Source organism: Nocardioides dilutus, from assembly GCF_054779555.1.
In genome coordinates, this window is the sequence record NZ_BAAGYA010000001.1 from 577,627 (window position 1) to 594,671 (window position 17,045).

Consider the following 17,045-nt stretch of genomic DNA (forward strand, 5'->3'; position numbering starts at 1 on the left):
CTATTCCCGATCGATGCGGTCCACGACGTGCTCGGCGATGGCCAGGCTCGAGGTGGCGGCCGGCGACGGGGCGTTGCGCACGCTGGTGATGCCGTCGACCTGCTGGATCACGAAGTCGTCGACCAGCGAGCCGTCGCGCTCGACCGCCTGAGCTCGCAAACCCAGGCCGGAGCGGTGTACGTCGGCGACCCCGATGTCCGGCACGTAGCGCTGTGCGGCCCGCATGTAAGCACGCTTGGACACGACGCCGCGGAGCTCGGTGACGCCGGTGCGCCAGTGCTCACCGGCGAACCGCCAGAAACCTGGCCACCCCAGGGTGTTGGCCAGGTCGCGTGTGTTCAGCGACATGCGTCCGTAGCGGCGGCGGCTCAGGGCGAGGAACGCGTTGGGACCGACCTCGAGCTCGCCGCTGACGCGCCGGGTGAAGTGCACGCCGAGGAACGGGTAACGCGGGTCGGGGACCGGGTAGATCATCCCGCGGACGTGGTCACGCTTGGACGCGACGACGGACATGTACTCGCCCCTGAAGGGGACGATGCGCGGCGCCGCGGTGCCTCCCACCATCCGTCCCAGCCGGTCGGACTCGAGCCCCCCGCACACGACGAGCCGGTCCACCACGTGGCGTTCCATCCCGCAGAGCACGTCGATCCGGCCGGGACTTCGCTCGACGCCGGTCACCGCGCTGGAGAGCAGGACCTGACCGCCGGCGGCCCCGACCTCTTCCCCCATCCGCTCCGCGATCGCGACGTAGTCGGTGATCGCCGTGCGCGGAGAGTGCAGGGCGGCGATCCCCGCCGCGTGCGGCTCGATCTCGGTGATCGCGGCGCCGTCGACCCGACGCAGGCCGGGTACGCCGTTGTGCCGGGCGGTCCGCTCGAGCGCCTCGAACCGGGCCATCTCGTCCGGGCTGACGGCGACGACGAGCTTGCCGCACTCGTCGTACGGCAGCCTGTGCTCGGCGCAGAAGTCACGCATGAGCGCCCGGCCCCGCGTGCACAGCTCGGCCTTAAGGCTGCCTGGCTTGTAGTAGAGACCGGCGTGGACGACGCCCGAGTTGTGGCCGGTCTGGTGGCTGGCGAGCCGGTTCTCCTTCTCGAACACCACGACCCGGGTGCCGGGGCGGCGCCGAACGACCTCGCGCGCGACCGCGAGCCCGAGGATCCCCCCGCCGACCACGCCGACGGTCTCGTCGCCTGGTGCGGTCATCGGTGCCCCTTCGAGCGTGGAGGTACGTCGACCGAGGCTAAGCCTGTATCCATCGGTGGATACAGGCTAAGTCAACGTCGACCTTCTGCTGAGTGGAAGCGGACGCTGCGCGACGGCGCGACGCGGGAGTACGTTCGCAAGATGGCCGCCCGCACGCTACCGCCGTTCCGAGCCGACCACGTGGGCAGCCTGCTGAGACCGTCGGCGCTGCTCGACGCGCGGGCCCGGCACCGGGCGGGCGATCTCGACGACGCCGGGTTGCGGGACGCCGAGGACACGGCGATCCGCGACGTGGTCGCCCTCCAGCGCGACGCGGGGGTGCGCACCGCGACCGACGGCGAGTTCCGGCGCACGTCGTGGCACATGGACTTCATCTACCAGCTCGAGGGCGTGGACCCGACGGACCAGAAGCTCGCGGTGCACTTCCACAACAGGGCCGGCGACCTCGACTTCGAGACCGCGGCCCTGAGCGTCCACGACCGGGTGGGGCTCGGGCACACGATCTTCGGGGACGCCTTCGAGTTCCTGTCCGGAGTGACGACCGGCGACCAGGTGCCGAAGCTGACCATCCCCTCGCCCAACATGGTCCACTACCGCGGCGGCCGGGCGGCGATCGACGAGTCGGTCTATCCCGAGCTCGAGCCGTTCTGGGCCGACCTCACCGCGGCGTACGCGGAGGAGGTCCGGCGCCTCGGGGAGCTCGGCTGCACCTACCTCCAGCTCGACGACACCAGCCTCGCCTACCTCAACGACCCCGAGCAGCGGGCGATGGTCGCGGCCCAGGGTGGGGACCCCGAGCACCTGCACGAGCAGTACGTCGCCAACGTCAACGCCGCGATCGCCGGCCGCCCGGAGGGCATGCGGGTCACCACGCACATGTGCCGCGGCAACTTCCGGTCGTCGTGGGCGGCCGAGGGTGGCTACGACTTCGTGGCCGAGGTCCTCTTCTCCCAGCTCGACGTGGACGGCTTCTTCCTCGAGTACGACGACGAGCGGTCCGGCGGCTTCGAGCCGCTGCGGTTCGTCCCCGAGGGCAAGCAGGTGGTGCTCGGCCTGGTCACCACCAAGACCGGCGAGCTCGAGGACAAGGACGAGCTGAAGCGGCGTATCGACGAGGCGTCGAAGTACGTGCCGCTCGAGCAGCTCTGCCTCTCGCCCCAGTGCGGTTTCTCCTCCACAGTGGAGGGCAACGAGCTGACCGAGGAGCAGGAGCTCGCCAAGCTACGGCTGGTCGTCGAGACCGCCGAGGAAGTGTGGGGGTAGGTCATGGCACTGCTGGACGGCGTCGCGTGGGAGGGCAAGGTCCTCAAGGGCGGTGCGTGGACCGACGGACGCGGCGGCACGTACGCCGTCGTGGAGCCGGCCACCGGCAACGAGCTCGGCACGATGGGCCAGGCGGACGCCGAGGACGTCGCCGAGGCCGCCGCCTCCGCGGCGGAGGCGCAGAAGGAGTGGGCGGCGCTCCCGCACACCGCGCGAGCGGCCGTCCTCCGCAGGGCCGGTGACCTGTGGACCGAGCACGCCGACGAGATCCGCGACTGGAACGTGCGCGAGGTCGGCGCCATCCCCCCGATGGCCGACTTCGCGATCCACGTCGCGGCCGAGGAGTGCTACCAGGCCGCGTCGTTGCCGGGCCAGCCGATCGGCCAGGTGCTCCCCAGCGAGCAGCCCCGGCTCTCCATGGCCCGCCAGGTCCCGGCCGGCGTGGTCGCCGTCATCTCGCCGTTCAACGTCCCGATCATCCTCGGCATCCGGTCGGTGGCTCCGGCGCTCGCGCTGGGGAACGCGGTGCTGCTGAAGCCCGACCCGCGCACGGCCGTCACGGGCGGCACGCTGATGGCACGCATCTTCGAGGAGGCCGGGCTGCCCGCCGGCGTGCTGCAGATGCTCCCCGGCGGCAAGGACGTCGGTGAGGCGATGGTGACCGACCCGCTCGTCCGGGTGATCTCGTTCACCGGCTCGACGGCGGTCGGCCGGTCGATCGGCGAGCTCGCGGGCCGGCACCTCAAGCGGGCACACCTCGAGCTGGGCGGCAACTCCGCGCTGCTGATCCTCGACGACGCGGACGTCGAGAAGGCGGTCGGCCTGACCGGCTGGGCGTCGTTCCTCCACCAGGGCCAGATCTGCATGACCACCGGCCGCTACTTCGTCGCCGACCGGATCTACGACGACTTCGTCGACCAGCTCGCCGCGAAGGCCGGCCACCTGCCGGTCGGCGACCCGGCCACCGAGCAGGTTGCGCTCGGTCCGGTCATCGACGAGCGGGCGCGGGACAAGATCCACGGCCTGGTCACGGCGAGCGTGGACCAGGGCGCGCGACTGGCCGCGGGCGGGGAGTACGACCGGCTCTTCTACCGGCCGACCGTGCTGGCCGAGGTCCCGCTCACCTCGCCCGTCTTCACCGAGGAGGTCTTCGGCCCGGTCGCTCCGGTCACCCGGGTCTCCTCCGTCGAGGAAGCGGTCCAGCTGGCCGCGGAGGGCGACTACGGGCTGTCGCTGGGCATCGTCACCCGCGACGTGATGCGCGGACTGGCGCTCGCCGAGCAGATCCCGACCGGCATCGTGCACATCAACGACCAGACGGTGAACGACGAGGCGAACGTCCCCTTCGGCGGCGTCGGCGCGTCCGGGCTGGGGCGGATCGGCGGGGCGGCGGCGAACATCGAGGCGTTCACCGAGACCCGCTGGATCACGATGCGAGGAGAGCCGGCGAGCTACCCGTTCTGACCGCCGGCCCGGGCGTGGCACCAGCGGGCTGACGCATACTGCGGGCCAGGGACCCGGGCCCGGAGACCGCCGCTGGAGAGGCCCGGATCGTGTGTGGTCAACCCGGACTGGCCGGCCATCCCTCGGTTGCGTCGAACACCGCGCGCACGGCGGCGGTCCGGCTCTGGACCTCGAGGCGGGCGAAGACGTTCGTCAGGTGGTTGTGGACAGTCCCCTCGCTGACGTCCAGCTTCCTGGCGATCTGACGGTTGGAGAGCCCGGCCCGCACCATGCCCATGACCTGGAGCTGCCGGGGCGTCAGCCTCCGCGTCGTACGTCGTGCCCGGACGTTCGCGGCGTACGCGCGCTCGAAGTGAGGTCGGAGCAGCTTCAGGAACAAGACGTCCTTGTGGGTGAAGTTCGGTCCGTCGCGCCATCCTGAGAACCGAAGGTGCCGACCGGACGAGCTATCGGGAAGCACCGCCTGGATCATCCGCTCGGTGAACCACTCGAGGGACTGGTCGTGCCATGCACGACGCTGGCGCAGGCTGGTGAGGTCGTCCGCGGTGTAGACAAGCGTGTAGTCGCCGGTCAGATCAGGAAGGCACCACCGACGCTTCGGATCCCAGTAGCAGCGCCAGAATGCTTCCGACTCGGCTTCGGTCAGGATGTCGCCCTCGAACCCGTAGCTGCCGTCGCGCTCCACGTACTGCTGGAACCTGACGCGCTGCATCTGGGTGTCGAACGCGTTGAAGGCGACCGCCTCCGCATGCAACAGCGTCCGCACGAGCTCGAGCACACGAGGCGGCAGCGGCGTGTCAGAGGGCGGTCTGCAGGCCTCCACGATCTCGCCGAGGAGAGCGGCCTCACCAGCGGTGATTGACGACGTCCCGCGCATCCACATCGCCTCACCACGTCATCCGGAGTATGCAGAAATGTACATGTCCTCAGGCGGCTCCGCTGCCTACGTTTCTGACAGATGCCCTGCTCGGAACGGAGGTCAGTCCATGCGAATCACCACTGTCGGCCGACTTGTCCTGGGCACTGGACTTGTCTGCGTGGGCCTCGCGCCCGCCGCTGCCCTGGCGGCCGCCGTGCCCACCACCCCAGAGACCGGCTGCCCCGCCGCGTACCAGCTGCTGTCCCTCGACGACCTGGAGGACGAGGGCTACGTCTTCGTGCCCGACCTTGACGCCAACGGTGACCGGTTCATCTGCGGGAAGCCCCTGAACCCGGTCGTCCAGGCACAGATCTGCCTGACCTTCCCCGGTGGCATCTGCCCGGTGCCCGTCCTCTACTCCGTCCGCGACAACGACGTGGCTCAGCACTGAGGGTGTCGGACCGCTGCTCGAGAGTGCGGCGACTCGCGGCGAGACGATCGAGCAGATCGACCAGGCGCCGGAACTAACGAGGCCCCTGACTGCATCTCTGCAGGTCAGGGGCCCTCGGCGGAGCCGCCTGTCGGAATCGAACCGACGACCTATTCATTACGAGTGAATCGCTCTACCGACTGAGCTAAGGCGGCGCACTGCCCGGGACTCGACGTGTCATGGCCCGGGCAACCTGCCGAAGTATACGGAGGGCGGGCGGTGCTGCCGAACTCGCGACCGGCCCCGGGGCCGGGAGCGAGGGGAGACCAAGGTCGGGGTCCGATCGACCTTCGGCCGATGGCCACGAACCGCTCGGGCGGCACGATCGGGGTATGCGCACGCCGACCCTCGAGAGACTGATCGACCGGCTGGCACCTCACGTTCCCAGCCTGGCGCTGGCCGTGGTGGACGACGCCGATGGCTCGATGACCCTCGCGGGTCGGGAGCCGCCCACCGCGACCACGCTGTTCCAGATCGGCTCGGTCACGAAGGTGTTCACCGGCCTGGTGCTGGCGCGGCACGTGGTCCGGGGTGACCTCGCCCTCGACCAGCCGGTCGCCGACCTCCTGCCGAGCGGCTGGCGCTGGCCGACGGGTCCGCCGATCACGCTCGGCGAGCTGGCCACGCACTCCTCAGGGCTCCCGCGCATCCCGCCCGGCATGTGGGGCAAGGTGCTGAGACGCGACCCCGACCCGTACGCCGACGTCGGTGCACCCGCGCTCGCCGCCGCACTGCCCCGCTGCCGACTGCGTGGGCGGGGCCGGCAGCGCTACTCCAACCTGGGCATGGGACTCCTCGGCCACGCCCTCGCGCACCATCGCGGGACGTCGTACGGGGCGCTGGTCGCCGCCGAGGTGACGGCACCGCTCGGTCTGCACGACACCGTCGTGGAGCGTTCGGAGAGCCAGGTCGCGCGCTCGGCCACGGGGCACACCCGGCGCGGCAAGGTGCGCCGGACGGCGTGGCGGTTCGACGCCCTGGCGGGCGCCGGCGCGCTGTGGTCGACCCTCGCGGACATGCAGGGCTTCATCCGCGCTCACCTCGTCCCACCCGACGACGACCTCGGTGCCGCGATGCGGCTGGCGATGTCACCGCACCTCGGCGCGAGCGGGGGACCGCACGGCCTCGGCTGGATCCGAACCCCTGGGCGAGGCGGACCGGAGTCCTGGTTCCACAACGGCGGGACCGCCGGGTTCCGCTCGATGGTCGTGGTGTGCCCCGAGGCGCGCCGCGGCTCGGTGGCCCTCGGCAACTCCGACAGGTCCGTGGACGGCCTGGGGCTGGTCCTGGGGCTGCCGCCGCGGACCTGAGGTCCGAAGGGTCAGGCAGCGACGGGCTCGGCGAGCGGTCGGCCGGCGGCGTTGCCGGTCACGATCGTCTGCTCGGCGCCGCACCAGCAGGTGAAGGCGACGACGATGCCGTGGTCGGTGTTGACGAGCGAGGTGACCTGGCTCGGGAAGATCAGCTGGCGGCGCTCGCACTCGGTGCAGGTGTGGTCGAACATGGAGGTCCTCCTCGTCGTGTGTCGGTGCCGGCGTTCGTGCTGGCTAGGGGATCGACACGTCAAGTGTGACCAACGAGTAGACATAGGGGTAGCCTCGCTTTCCGATGCCAACCCAAGGATGAGCCTATAGATTGGGCGGCATGCTCTCGCTGCACCAGCTGACCGTCTTCCTGGCCGTCTACGAGCACGGCTCGCTCACCAGGGCGGCCGAGGAGCTGGGCTACGCGCAGCCGTCGATCTCGGAACAGGTCCGGGGCCTGGAGAAGAGCCTGGGGGTCACCCTGTTCCGTCGGGTCGGGCGCGGCGTCGTGCCGACGACGGTCGCCGACACCCTGCGCCCGCACGCCGAGCGCACCCTCGCGGCCGCGGAGGAGACCCGACTCGCGGCGCAGCGGGTGACCCGGTTCGAGACCGGCACGATCCGGTTCGGCATGTTCGGGGTCGCCAGGCTGTACGCGGGGGCCGGGCTCGTGGCTGACGTCCTCGCCCGGCACCCCGGCGTACGTGTGGAGCTGGTGGGCCAGAACTCCAGCGAGGTGCAGGAGGACCTGCGCCGCGGACGCCTCGAGGCGGCGATGATCGCGATGCCCTCGGTCGAGAGCGAGGGCATGCAGGTCACGCCGGTGGCCCGCGACGAGATCGTCTACATCAGTGCCGACCCGGAGACCCTGGCCGCGCCCATCACGGCGAAGAAGCTGGCCCAGGCCTCCCTGGTGATGCCCGAGACCACGTGGCGGGCGACCGACTCGGTCCGCACCCTGCTCCGGCAGATGCTCCACGAGACCGGGGTCAACCCGGCCACCCGGATCGAGGTCGAGGACGTCGAGATCGCCGTCGAGCTCGTGGGCATGGGGCTCGCCGACTCCGTCATCCCGCGCGGCGCCGCCGTCCAGCTGCTGCCCCGCCTGGCGCCCAACGCCGGCTGGGTGTCGATGCGGCCCAGGCTCTACGACATGTTCGCGATCGTGCACCGGGCCGGCGCGACGCTGTCGCCGGCCGCCCAGCTGATGATCGAGCTGGCGACCAAGCGGATCCAGTCCATCGCCACACCGATGTAGCGACTAGCGTCAGCCGTCGTGGACGACGCCGAGATCCTGGTCAGGGACTTCCTCAACCTCCTCGCTGTGCCGGACACGGCGGCCGCCGTCGAGCTGCTCCATCCCGACGTCGAGTGGCGCAACACCGGGCTGCCGACGCTGCGCGGCCGCCGGGTCGGCGGCGCGCTGCTCGACCTCGAACGCCGCGGTGTCGGCGTGGCCATCGAGATGCACCACGTCGCTTCGTCCGGTGACGTCGTGCTCACCGACCGGACGGACACGATCACGTTCAAGCGTTTCCGCACGTCGTTCTGGGTGCGCGGCACCTTCCTCGTCGAGGACGGCCGGATCGTGCTCTGGGACGACGCCTTCGGCTGGGGGAGCCTGCTCGCGTCCTCGGTCGCCGGCCTGGGCCGTCTCGCGCTCCGGCGTTAGTGGCCAGTCCCAGCCCAGGCTGCGGAGGTCTCGTCACGCTCCGTCGCGGCCTCGCTCGTTCCTCGCGATGCCGCGGTCGCTGCTCGACCACCGTCGATCGGATCCCACCTCCTTCGTCGGTGGTCTCCGATCAGCACTCCAGCCCGTCCTCGGGCACCGTCCCGTCGACGAGGTAGGCCTCGAGCGCCTCGTCCACGCACTGGTTGCCGGAGTTGTAGCCGGTGTGACCGTCACCGTCGCGGCTCACCAGGACCCCGGACTCGAGCTGGTCGGCGAGCGCGACCGCCCACTCGTAGGGCGTCGCCGGGTCGCGGGTGGTGCCCACGACGACGATCGGCGCCGCGCCGGTGCCCCTGATCTCACGGTCCGGCTCCGAGGACTCCACCTGGATGCCGTCGCAGCCGATGAGACCCCAGGCGAACACCTCGCCCAGGGTCGGGGAGGCCTCCAGGAACTGCGGGATGTGGTCGGGCACCTCGTCCGCGGTGATCGCGAAGGGGTCGTCGAGGCAGTTGATCGCATAGATCGCCTCGGTCGAGTTGTCGCCGTAGGACCCGTCGCGGTTGCGCGAGGCATAGGCGTCGGCGAGCAGCTGGAGCGTCGTCCCGTCGCCGTCCAGCGCCGTCTCGAGCCCTTGGTCGAGGAGGTACCAGTAGTCGCGGTTGTAGAGCGGGGTGATGACGCCGAGGAAGCCGGTGCCGACGGTGAGCTCGCGCTCGTCCAGCGTGGGCAGCGGGTCGGAGTCGAGGTCGGCGAGGATCCCCGCGATCGTGTCGAGCCCCTCCTGCGTCGAGTCGCCGAGGAAGCAGTCGCCCTCGTCGATGCAGTTGTCGACGTAGGCCGTCAGCGCCCGCTCGAAGCCCGCCGCCTGCCCGAGGCTGAGGGACTCGGAGTCGAGCGACACGTCGACGGCTCCGTCGAGGACCAGTCGGCCGACCTTGTCCGGGAACAGGTCGGCGTAGGTCGCCCCGAGCTTGGTGCCGTAGGAGGCCCCGAAGTAGGTGAGTGTCGACTCGCCGAGCGCGGCCCGGAGCACGTCCATGTCGCGCGCGGCCTCGACCGTGGTGACGTGGGCGACGATGCCGTCGGCGCCGCCGTCGGTGTTGGTCACGCACCCTGCCCAGAAGTTCTCGAGGCCCTCCACGACGTCACCGATCTCCCCGGCGTCGTCGGGGACCGGGTCGGCCTGCAGGAACGCGTCCATCTCGCGGTCGGAGAGGCAGTCGACGGGTGCTGACGCGCCGGTCCCGCGGGGGTCGAACCCGACGACGTCGAAGTGGTCGGTCAGCGCAGAGCGGAAGACCTGGCCGGCCTGCTCGGCGTAGGACGTGCCGGGAGCTCCGGGTCCGCCGGGGTTGACGACCAGGGAGCCGACCCGCGCGGAGGGGTCGTCGGCCGGGTCGCGGAGCACCTCCACCTCGATGGTGGCGCCGCCGGGGTCGGCGTAGTCGACGGGCACCCTGAGCCGGGCGCACTGGAAGCCATCGCGGCAGTCGTCCCACTCCAGCTCCTGGGAGTAGAAGGCGGCCAGGTCGGGGGCGGGTGGGTCGGACGAGCCGGGGTCGGGCGTCGGCTCGACGGTCGGCAGCTCCGGCTGGGCGCTCGGGGAGCCACCACCGTCGGGGTCACCGGAGTCGTCGGACAGGAACGAGATGGCCAGTCCGGCGCCGGCGAGCAGCATCGCGACCACCACCAGGGCCGCGACAGCGCGGGTCGTCGTGTCCTTCACGCGGACATCATTGCCGCTCGCACCCCGCTAGCCACGTCCTTCGGGGGCTTTGAGGGCGACCATCATCGACTCGAGCGCGAGCGGGACCGGCACGTTGAACTCGAGCATCTGCTCGCGAGCGTCGAAGATCCACCCGATCCGGCGCAGATTGAGCTCGGGGGTTGAGGTGCGTGCGACCTTCTCGACGTCGCCGCGGATCTCCTCGTTGACCAGGGGGCCCGGCACCCCGGTGCCCAGGGCGATCGCGTCCCGGTAGACCGACACCAGGTCCATCAGGCCGCGGTCGACGACGTCGAGCACCCGGCGCTTGGCCCGGGTCTTCTGACCCTTCTCCAGCTCCGAAAGCGCCGGGGCGTACTCCCGGGGCCGGCGCCCGCGCTCGACCACGCCGTAGGCGGTGTCGAGGTCGACCTTCTCCCGGGCGTCGAGCTCACCGGTCATCAGCTCGGCCTCCTCCTTGGCCACCTCGGCGAGGTTGGCCGCGGCGGTCATGCAGGCCCCCAGCGTGGTCAGCTTGGCGGGGTAGCCGACGATCTCGCGGCGGCGGTTGCGCGTGCCCTCGTCGCGGGCCAGCGCCCGGGCGCGGCCGATGTGTCCCTGGCTGGCCCGGGCGGCGTAGGCCGCGAGGCCGGGCTCGACGCCGTCGGCGCGGACCAGGAAGGCGGCGACGTCCTCGGTCGTCGGGGTGGTCAGCGTGACGAGCCGGCACCGGGAGCGGATGGTCGGGAGGACGTCCTCGATCGTCGGCGTGCACAGCATCCACACGGTGTGCGAGTTCGGCTCCTCGATGGCCTTGAGGAGCGCGTTGCAGGCCTGTTCGGTGAGCCGGTCGGCGTCCTCGACGATGATGATCTGCCAACCCAGCCCGACCGGGCGCATCGCCGCGCGCCGGACCAGGTCGCGGACCTCGGCCACGCCCAGCGACAGCTTCGCGGTGCGCACCAGGGTCACGTCGGCGTGCGAGCCGGCCAGGACGGTGTGGCACTGCGGGCAGGTGCCACAGCCCTTGGCCTGCGGGTCGTGCTGCTCGCACTCCAACGCGGCCGCGAAGGCGATCGCCGCGTTGGAACGCCCCGAGCCGGGCGGGCCGGTGAAGAGCCACGCATGGCTCATCCCGTGGCCGCCAGCCGCGGTGCGCAGCTCCTCGACGGTGCGGTGCTGACCGACCAGGTCGTCCCACACGCTCACGCGCGGGCCTCCACGGTGGCCGTGGCCTGGCCGAGCAGCGGCGAGACCCGCTCGAGGATCCGGTCGGCGAGGTCGTCGCGGTCGGCGCGCGCGTCGAGCACGAGGTAGTGCTCGGGGTCGGCCGCCGCGAGGTCGAGGAACGACTGCCGTGCCCGCTCGTGGAAGTCGAACGACTCGGCCTCGATCCGGTCCCGGCCCTCGAACCTGCTCAAGCCTTCGCGCGGGTCGACGTCGAGCAGGACCGTGAGGTGCGGCCGGACGTCGCCGGTCGCCCAGCGGGCCACCTCCTCGACCTCACGCACGTCGAGCGCGCGGCCGGCGCCCTGGTAGGCCAACGTCGAGTCGACGTAGCGGTCGGTGATGACGACCTCGCCGCGCGCCAGCGCGGGGAGGACGACCGTGTCGACGTGCTCGGCCTTGTCGGCGGCATAGAGCAGCACCTCGGTGCGGTGCGACAGCTCACCGGTCTCGGGGGAGAGCACGATCCGGCGCACCTGCGCGCCCACCTCGGTGTCGCCGGGCTCGAAGGTCAGCCGCACGACGTGGCCGAGGTCCTCCAGGCGCTGAGCGAGGAGCCGGGACTGCGTCGACTTGCCGGAGCCCTCGCCGCCCTCGAAGCAGACGAAGACACCGCGTGGCAGGTAGGTCCCGTGGAAGTCCATCACGGCGAACATAGCGGCGACCACCCCACGAGAAAGGACCCCCCAGGCCCTTGACCCGTTGCCGGGTCCCGTTCTTCACCGCTCTCGTGGAGTGGCCGCTGGAGTGACCGTAGGGAGACAGATGTCGAATCATGTCGAGGGAGGCCCGCTATCGCCAGACATCAGTGACACTGGTCGTATGACGGGGGTCGACGCGGGTCGTGCCTTGCGTCGCATTCTCGCAGATCCGGGGCTTCCCTATCGACACCTGTGGGAGCAACGCGGCGCAGCCTACCGGGGCCGGGACCTCAACCAGACGGCAGTCGCCAAGGTCGTCGCTGCCTATCTCGTCGACCGGGGCCTGCTCGCGGACTTCGAGGAGGGGGACTGGCCACGGGCGCGGCGCGACTGGGTGCGCAGCCGGCTCAGCGGTGCCATGCTCACCCACCTCGAGCTCGAGCTGTTCCTGGATGCCTTCGGCATCGAGGAGGGCGAACGCGACCGGCTGCGTCAGCTGCTCGAGAGCGACTCGCCGGCGATGTACGAGCCCGGCGAGCTGCGCCTCGAGGGACTCCCCGACAGGAGTCGCTACGCCGTCGACCGCACGCGCGACGAGCACGTCCTGGGCGCGGACGGACGACCCGCCTACCACCGGACCACCCAGACCGTCCGTGCCCTCGTCGACGACGTGACCGCATGCCGCTACCTCCTCGACACCGAGCCGGTCAGCGTCGAGGTGTCGGGGGGCGGCACGGGAGACGCGCCGCGGCAGGTCGCCGACGGCATCTGGGCAGTGGTGATCACCCTCGACAGACCGCTGCGCGCCGGTGAGTCCTGCGACCTGACCTACACCACGACGTTCGACTTCCCACAGGCCCCCGCCCCGGTGGTCCGTCGCGCCGCATCACCGCAGGAGACCGAGGTCGAGATGGTGGTGTCCTTCGACCCGACCCGGCTGCCCGCCGCCGTGCACCTCAGCACCTGGGCGACGGTGGCCGACTCCGAGCCGGTGGCCTCGGCGCTGGTCGACCTGGACCACGAGCACCGCGCGTCGGCCACGTGGACGGTCCTGCGGGCCGGGCTGGTCGGCTTCAGCTGGGTGTGGTGACCTCGGCTCAGAGCTGCTCGAAGAACTGGATCGCGAGCTGAGGCCAATGCTGGTCCGTGCCGATGGACGCGTCGTCGTTCTTGCCCCACACGCCGTGGTCACAGCCGCGCCCCGCCTTCCCAGGGACGACCTTCGGGTCGAACCGCGGCAGGCCTTGCCGGGTGCTGAGCCCGCACTGGCCGATCACCAGGGGCCGGACCGCGCGCAGCCGCTCCCCTGACCTGCGGGTGCGGTGAACGGCCATGGTCATCGCCTTGCCGTCGTCGCTCGCGGGGTCGATGTCGGGCAGCAGTGCCACTGACGACGGGCGCGCCCGGACCCCGTTGAGGGCAGCCATCACGCGGGCCGCCACCGCCGCGGTGAGACCCTCCTCGAGGTTGTGGTCCGCGCGCCCGAGGGCACGGAACACGGGGATCCGGTGGCGAACCGTGCCCTGCGCCGAGGGGAAGCCGCGGTGCCGCCGACCGTAGGCGTCGGACGACTCGCCGGTGAGAGCCCGGTGCCCGGGTTCGCGTCCCGACCCGCACTCGGTGTTGCCGTCGTTTCCGCCGAGGGTTCCGTCGGCGCCGAACTGCCGTGCGGTCAACCAGCTCCCGGTGATGCTCGCGACGCCGCGGACCAGCGAGGAGGCCGAGCAGATGACCTGGTCGGCCACGTGGCTGCCGTAGGAGAACGTGGCGAGGTGGACCTGGTCGAGAGCGAGACTGGGGAAGGTTGCCTGCAGGTCGGCCAGGAGCGCGCGCAGTGTGGCGACGTCGGCGTAGGCGTCGGGGTCCTCGACGGTCAGGGCGTCGGATGCGTCGATGTCGGGTGAGCCGCTCGCACTGGCGCCCACGAACCGCCACGGCTGCCGGCCTTGTGCGGCCCGGGCGAGACAGCGGTCGCGGCCCGCCCGGTCGAGAAGCCTACGCTGGAAACGGTCCCGGCACTGGCGCGGCAGCAGCCGGGCGGCGCGCAGCGAGACGTAGGCGTAGCCCGAGTAGGGCGCGGCGGTCTCGTCGATCCCGTCGAGGAAGTCCCGGATGAAGCCTTCGTCGCCGGTCCCTCGCGGGATCCCGCCGTGCAGCAGGACCACCACCGGCACGGTCGACGGTGCGGCCTCGGCCAGCGACTTGGGGATGCGATAGGTGAAATGACGGGTCTCGGGGCCGAGACCCACGTCGTAGACATGGGATGCCGAGGACACCTCACCGGGAGCAGCGTCGGTCGGCGCGAGACCCAGGTCGGTGGCGCGTGCGCTCACCTGCGTGGCCCCGAGGGGTCCTGATGGGGCGACGGCGCCCCCGGGTGCCGCCATCGTCGCGGCCAGGAGCAGCCCTGTCACCGTGGCCAAGCCCGTCCGGGCACATGCCATCTCCATCCCTCCCCAGGGCTCAGGACTTCTTCGCAGCCGCCTTCTTGGCGGTCTTCTTCGCGGTCTTCTTGGTGGTCTTCTTCGCACCGGTCTTCTTCGCAGCCTTCTTGGCCGGACCGCGCTCGCGGCGCTCGGCGAGCAGCTCGGCCGCGCGCTCGAGGGTGATGCTTTCGACGGTGTCGTCCTTGCGGAGGGTGGCGTTGTACTCACCGTCGGTGACGTATTCGCCGAAGCGGCCGGACTTGACCACCACCGGCTGCCCGGAGACCGGGTCGGGACCCAGCTCCTTGAGTGGCGGGGTCGCGGCGGCCCGGCCGCGCTGCTTGGGCTGGGCGTAGATCCGCAGCGCCTCGTCGAGACCGATCGTCAGCAGCTGGTCCTCGGAGGTGAGCGAGCGGGAGTCGGTGCCCTTCTTGAGATAGGGCCCGTAGCGGCCGTTCTGCGCGGTGATCTCCTCACCGGACTCCGGGTCGGCACCGACGACACGGGGGAGCGAGAGCAGCTTGACGGCGTCCTCGAGGGTGATCGTGTCCAGCGTCATCGACTTGAACAGCGAGCCTGTGCGCGGCTTGTCGTTCTTCTTCGCGTCCTCGGGCAGGACCTCGGTGACGTAGGGGCCGTAGCGCCCGTTCTTGGCGACGACCTCCAGCCCGGTCTCGGGGTGCACGCCGAGCCGGATCTCCTCACCGGCGGGGTTGGCGAACAGCTCCTTGGCCTTCTCCAGTGTCAGCTCGTCGGGCGGCAGGTCGTCGGGGACGTTGGCACGCCTGCCGGTGGGGTTGCCCTCAGGGTCGTCGGGGTCCGGTCCCTCGAGATAGGGACCGTAGCGACCCACCCGCAGGTTGATCCCGCTGCCCGGGCCTCCCACCGGGAACGTCGCCAGCTCGCGCGCATCGATCTCGCCGAGGTTGGTGATCAGGTCATGCAGCCCCTGCACCCGTTCGGAGCCGAAGTAGAACTCGGCCAGCTCGGTCTCGCGATCCTTGCGACCGCCGGCGATGTCGTCGAGGACGTCCTCCATGCGCGCCGTGAACTCGTAGGAGATCTGGCGCGGGAAGTGCTCCTCGAGAAGGCGGATCGTGGAGAAGGCGATCCAGGCCGGCACCAGGGCGGTGCCCTTCTTGTAGACGTAGCCGCGGTTGATGATCGTCCCGATGATCGAGGCGTAGGTCGACGGGCGGCCGATCTCGCGCTCCTCGAGCTCCTTGATCAGCGTGGCCTCGGTGTAGCGGGCCGGCGGCTTGGTCTCGTGGCCGTTGGCCGTCAGCGTCGCGGCGGAGACGGCATCGCCCTCGGCGAGCTCGGGCAGCGGCACCTGGTCGTCGTCGCTGCGCTTGCCGGCGTCGGTGCCCTCGACGTAGGCCTTGAGGAACCCGTGGAAGGTGATGACCCGGCCGGACGCCGAGAAGACGACGTCGCGGCCGTCTGACGCGGCGCCACCGATCCGGACGGAGACCGACTGGCCGACGGCGTCCTTCATCTGTGAGGCCACGGTGCGCATCCAGATGAGCTCGTAGAGCCGGAACTGCTCGCCCGTCAGACCGGTCTCGGCGGGGGTGCGGAAGGTCTCGCCCGCGGGCCGGATCGCCTCGTGCGCCTCCTGGGCGTTCTTGACCTTGCTCGCGTAGGTGCGCGGCGCGTCGGGGAGGTACTCCGCGCCGTAGAGCTCGCGGACCTGCGACCGCGCTGCCTGCACCGCGCCGTCGGAGAGCGTCGTCGAGTCGGTGCGCATGTAGGTGATGAAGCCGTTCTCGTAGAGCCGCTGGGCGACCGACATGGTTACCGAGGCCGACATCCCGAGCTTGCGGCTCGCCTCCTGCTGGAGCGTCGTAGTGCGGAACGGCGCGTACGGCGAGCGCCGGTAGGGCTTGGCCTCGACCGAGCGGACCGCGAACGTCGTGTCGGACAGGGCCGCCACCAGCGCCTCGGCGGAGGAGCGGTCGAGGTGGACCCGGCCGCCCTTCTTGTCCTTGAGCACTCCGTCGTCGCCGAAGTCGGAGCCGCTGGCGACCCGGACGTCGTCGATCGCGTGCAGCTTGCCGGGGAACATCCGCGGTTCTTTGGTGGCGCCCGCGTCGAAGGTGCCCTCGAGATCCCAGTAGGACGCGACCTTGAACGCCATCCGCTCCCGCTCGCGGTCGACGACCAGGCGCGTGGCGACGGACTGGACGCGGCCGGCCGACAGGCCGGACATGACCTTCTTCCAGAGCACCGGGCTGACCTCGTAGCCGTAGAGGCGGTCGAGGATGCGCCGCGCCTCCTGGGCCTCGACGAGGTCCATGTCCAGCTCGCGGGGGTGCTCGGCGGCCTCGAGGATCGCGGCCTTGGTGATCTCGTGGAAGACCATCCGCTTGACGGGGATGCCCTCCTTGGGCTTGAGCTCGTCGAGCAGGTGCCAGGCGATCGCCTCGCCCTCGCGGTCCTCGTCGGTGGCGAGGTAGAGCTCGTCGGCGTCCTTGAGCAGTGACTTGAGCTTGGAGATGTGCTGCTTCTTGTCGCGCGGCACGACGTAGTAGGGCTCGAACCCGTTGTCGACGTCGACCGCCAGCCGCCCCCACGGCTTGTCCTTGATCTTGGCCGGGGTCTCGGCGGCGCTCTGCGGGAGGTCGCGGATGTGGCCGATGGAGGACTCGACGACGAAGCCCTGACCGAGGTACCCGCCGATCGTGCGGGCCTTCGCCGGGGACTCGACGATCACCAACTTGTGTGCCACTGCTGCCTGTCCTGCGCATTCGAGAGTCGTGGGCCGAGCGGCCCACGGCGGCAC

Annotated in this window: 15 protein-coding genes and 1 tRNA gene; 7 read left to right on the forward strand and 9 right to left on the reverse strand. The window is 70.9% G+C overall.

What is annotated here, in order from left to right:
* Window positions 1-1,206 (reverse strand): L-2-hydroxyglutarate oxidase, encoded by a 1,206-nt coding sequence (gene lhgO / locus ACYVC6_RS02790; protein WP_460710745.1) that lies wholly within the window; start codon window positions 1,204-1,206, stop codon window positions 1-3.
* A gap of 141 nt (window positions 1,207-1,347) precedes the next feature.
* On the opposite strand from lhgO, the gene ACYVC6_RS02795 reads away from it, so the two are divergent.
* Both ACYVC6_RS02795 and ACYVC6_RS02800 read left to right on the forward strand, forming a co-directional pair.
* On the forward strand, window positions 1,348-2,469 hold the full coding sequence (locus tag ACYVC6_RS02795; RefSeq protein ID WP_460710747.1) for a 5-methyltetrahydropteroyltriglutamate--homocysteine S-methyltransferase: 1,122 nt from the start codon (window positions 1,348-1,350) through the stop codon (window positions 2,467-2,469).
* Between the two features lie 3 nt (window positions 2,470-2,472).
* Complete coding sequence (locus ACYVC6_RS02800; RefSeq protein ID WP_460710749.1) at window positions 2,473-3,933, forward strand: benzaldehyde dehydrogenase; 1,461 nt, start codon at window positions 2,473-2,475, stop codon at window positions 3,931-3,933.
* Window positions 3,934-4,030: 97 nt separating this feature from the next.
* Here ACYVC6_RS02800 and ACYVC6_RS02805 read toward each other — a convergent pair whose 3' ends face one another.
* On the reverse strand, window positions 4,031-4,810 hold the full coding sequence (locus ACYVC6_RS02805; protein WP_460710751.1) for a helix-turn-helix domain-containing protein: 780 nt from the start codon (window positions 4,808-4,810) through the stop codon (window positions 4,031-4,033).
* 160 nt (window positions 4,811-4,970) lie between these two features.
* Between ACYVC6_RS02805 and ACYVC6_RS02810 the strand changes: the two genes are divergently transcribed.
* Window positions 4,971-5,243 carry a hypothetical protein gene (locus ACYVC6_RS02810; RefSeq protein WP_460710753.1) on the forward strand — a complete coding sequence of 91 codons (273 nt, stop codon included), beginning with the start codon at window positions 4,971-4,973 and terminating at the stop codon, window positions 5,241-5,243.
* Between the two features lie 121 nt (window positions 5,244-5,364).
* Here ACYVC6_RS02810 and ACYVC6_RS02815 read toward each other — a convergent pair.
* Window positions 5,365-5,437 (reverse strand) — tRNA-Thr (locus ACYVC6_RS02815).
* 177 nt (window positions 5,438-5,614) lie between these two features.
* Here ACYVC6_RS02815 and ACYVC6_RS02820 point away from each other — a divergent pair.
* Window positions 5,615-6,592 (forward strand): serine hydrolase domain-containing protein, encoded by a 978-nt coding sequence (locus ACYVC6_RS02820; RefSeq protein ID WP_460710755.1) that lies wholly within the window; start codon window positions 5,615-5,617, stop codon window positions 6,590-6,592.
* Window positions 6,593-6,603: 11 nt separating this feature from the next.
* Here ACYVC6_RS02820 and ACYVC6_RS02825 read toward each other — a convergent pair whose 3' ends face one another.
* Window positions 6,604-6,786, reverse strand: coding sequence for a hypothetical protein (locus ACYVC6_RS02825; RefSeq protein WP_460710758.1), 183 nt, complete (start codon window positions 6,784-6,786; stop codon window positions 6,604-6,606).
* A gap of 140 nt (window positions 6,787-6,926) precedes the next feature.
* Between ACYVC6_RS02825 and ACYVC6_RS02830 the strand changes: the two genes are divergently transcribed.
* Together ACYVC6_RS02830 and ACYVC6_RS02835 are read left to right on the forward strand one after the other, a co-directional pair.
* Window positions 6,927-7,844: a LysR family transcriptional regulator gene (locus tag ACYVC6_RS02830; protein ID WP_460710760.1), complete on the forward strand. Its 918-nt coding sequence runs from the start codon at window positions 6,927-6,929 to the stop codon at window positions 7,842-7,844.
* Window positions 7,845-7,862: 18 nt separating this feature from the next.
* On the forward strand, window positions 7,863-8,258 hold the full coding sequence (locus ACYVC6_RS02835) for a limonene-1,2-epoxide hydrolase family protein (protein ID WP_460710762.1): 396 nt from the start codon (window positions 7,863-7,865) through the stop codon (window positions 8,256-8,258).
* Window positions 8,259-8,388: 130 nt separating this feature from the next.
* Here ACYVC6_RS02835 and ACYVC6_RS02840 read toward each other — a convergent pair whose 3' ends face one another.
* Genes ACYVC6_RS02840 through tmk form a run of 3 tightly spaced genes read right to left on the reverse strand, consistent with a single transcriptional unit; the run spans window position 8,389 to window position 11,837 of the window.
* Window positions 8,389-9,987 carry an alpha/beta hydrolase gene (locus tag ACYVC6_RS02840; protein WP_460710764.1) on the reverse strand — a complete coding sequence of 533 codons (1,599 nt, stop codon included), beginning with the start codon at window positions 9,985-9,987 and terminating at the stop codon, window positions 8,389-8,391.
* 27 nt (window positions 9,988-10,014) lie between these two features.
* Entirely contained in the window at window positions 10,015-11,175 is a 1,161-nt protein-coding gene (locus ACYVC6_RS02845; protein WP_460710767.1) for a DNA polymerase III subunit delta', read from the reverse strand.
* Window positions 11,172-11,837, reverse strand: coding sequence for a dTMP kinase (gene tmk / locus ACYVC6_RS02850; protein ID WP_460710769.1), 666 nt, complete (start codon window positions 11,835-11,837; stop codon window positions 11,172-11,174). The genes ACYVC6_RS02845 and tmk overlap by 4 nt, the downstream gene beginning before the upstream one ends.
* A gap of 178 nt (window positions 11,838-12,015) precedes the next feature.
* On the opposite strand from tmk, the gene ACYVC6_RS02855 reads away from it, so the two are divergent.
* On the forward strand, window positions 12,016-12,924 hold the full coding sequence (locus ACYVC6_RS02855) for a hypothetical protein (RefSeq protein ID WP_460710771.1): 909 nt from the start codon (window positions 12,016-12,018) through the stop codon (window positions 12,922-12,924).
* 7 nt (window positions 12,925-12,931) lie between these two features.
* Here the strand turns inward: ACYVC6_RS02855 and ACYVC6_RS02860 are convergent, their stop codons facing one another.
* Both ACYVC6_RS02860 and topA read right to left on the reverse strand, forming a co-directional pair.
* Entirely contained in the window at window positions 12,932-14,167 is a 1,236-nt protein-coding gene (locus tag ACYVC6_RS02860) for an alpha/beta hydrolase family protein (protein ID WP_460710773.1), read from the reverse strand.
* 130 nt (window positions 14,168-14,297) lie between these two features.
* Window positions 14,298-16,991: a type I DNA topoisomerase gene (topA, locus tag ACYVC6_RS02865; RefSeq protein ID WP_460710775.1), complete on the reverse strand. Its 2,694-nt coding sequence runs from the start codon at window positions 16,989-16,991 to the stop codon at window positions 14,298-14,300.
* Between the last annotated feature and the right edge of the window lie 54 nt (window positions 16,992-17,045).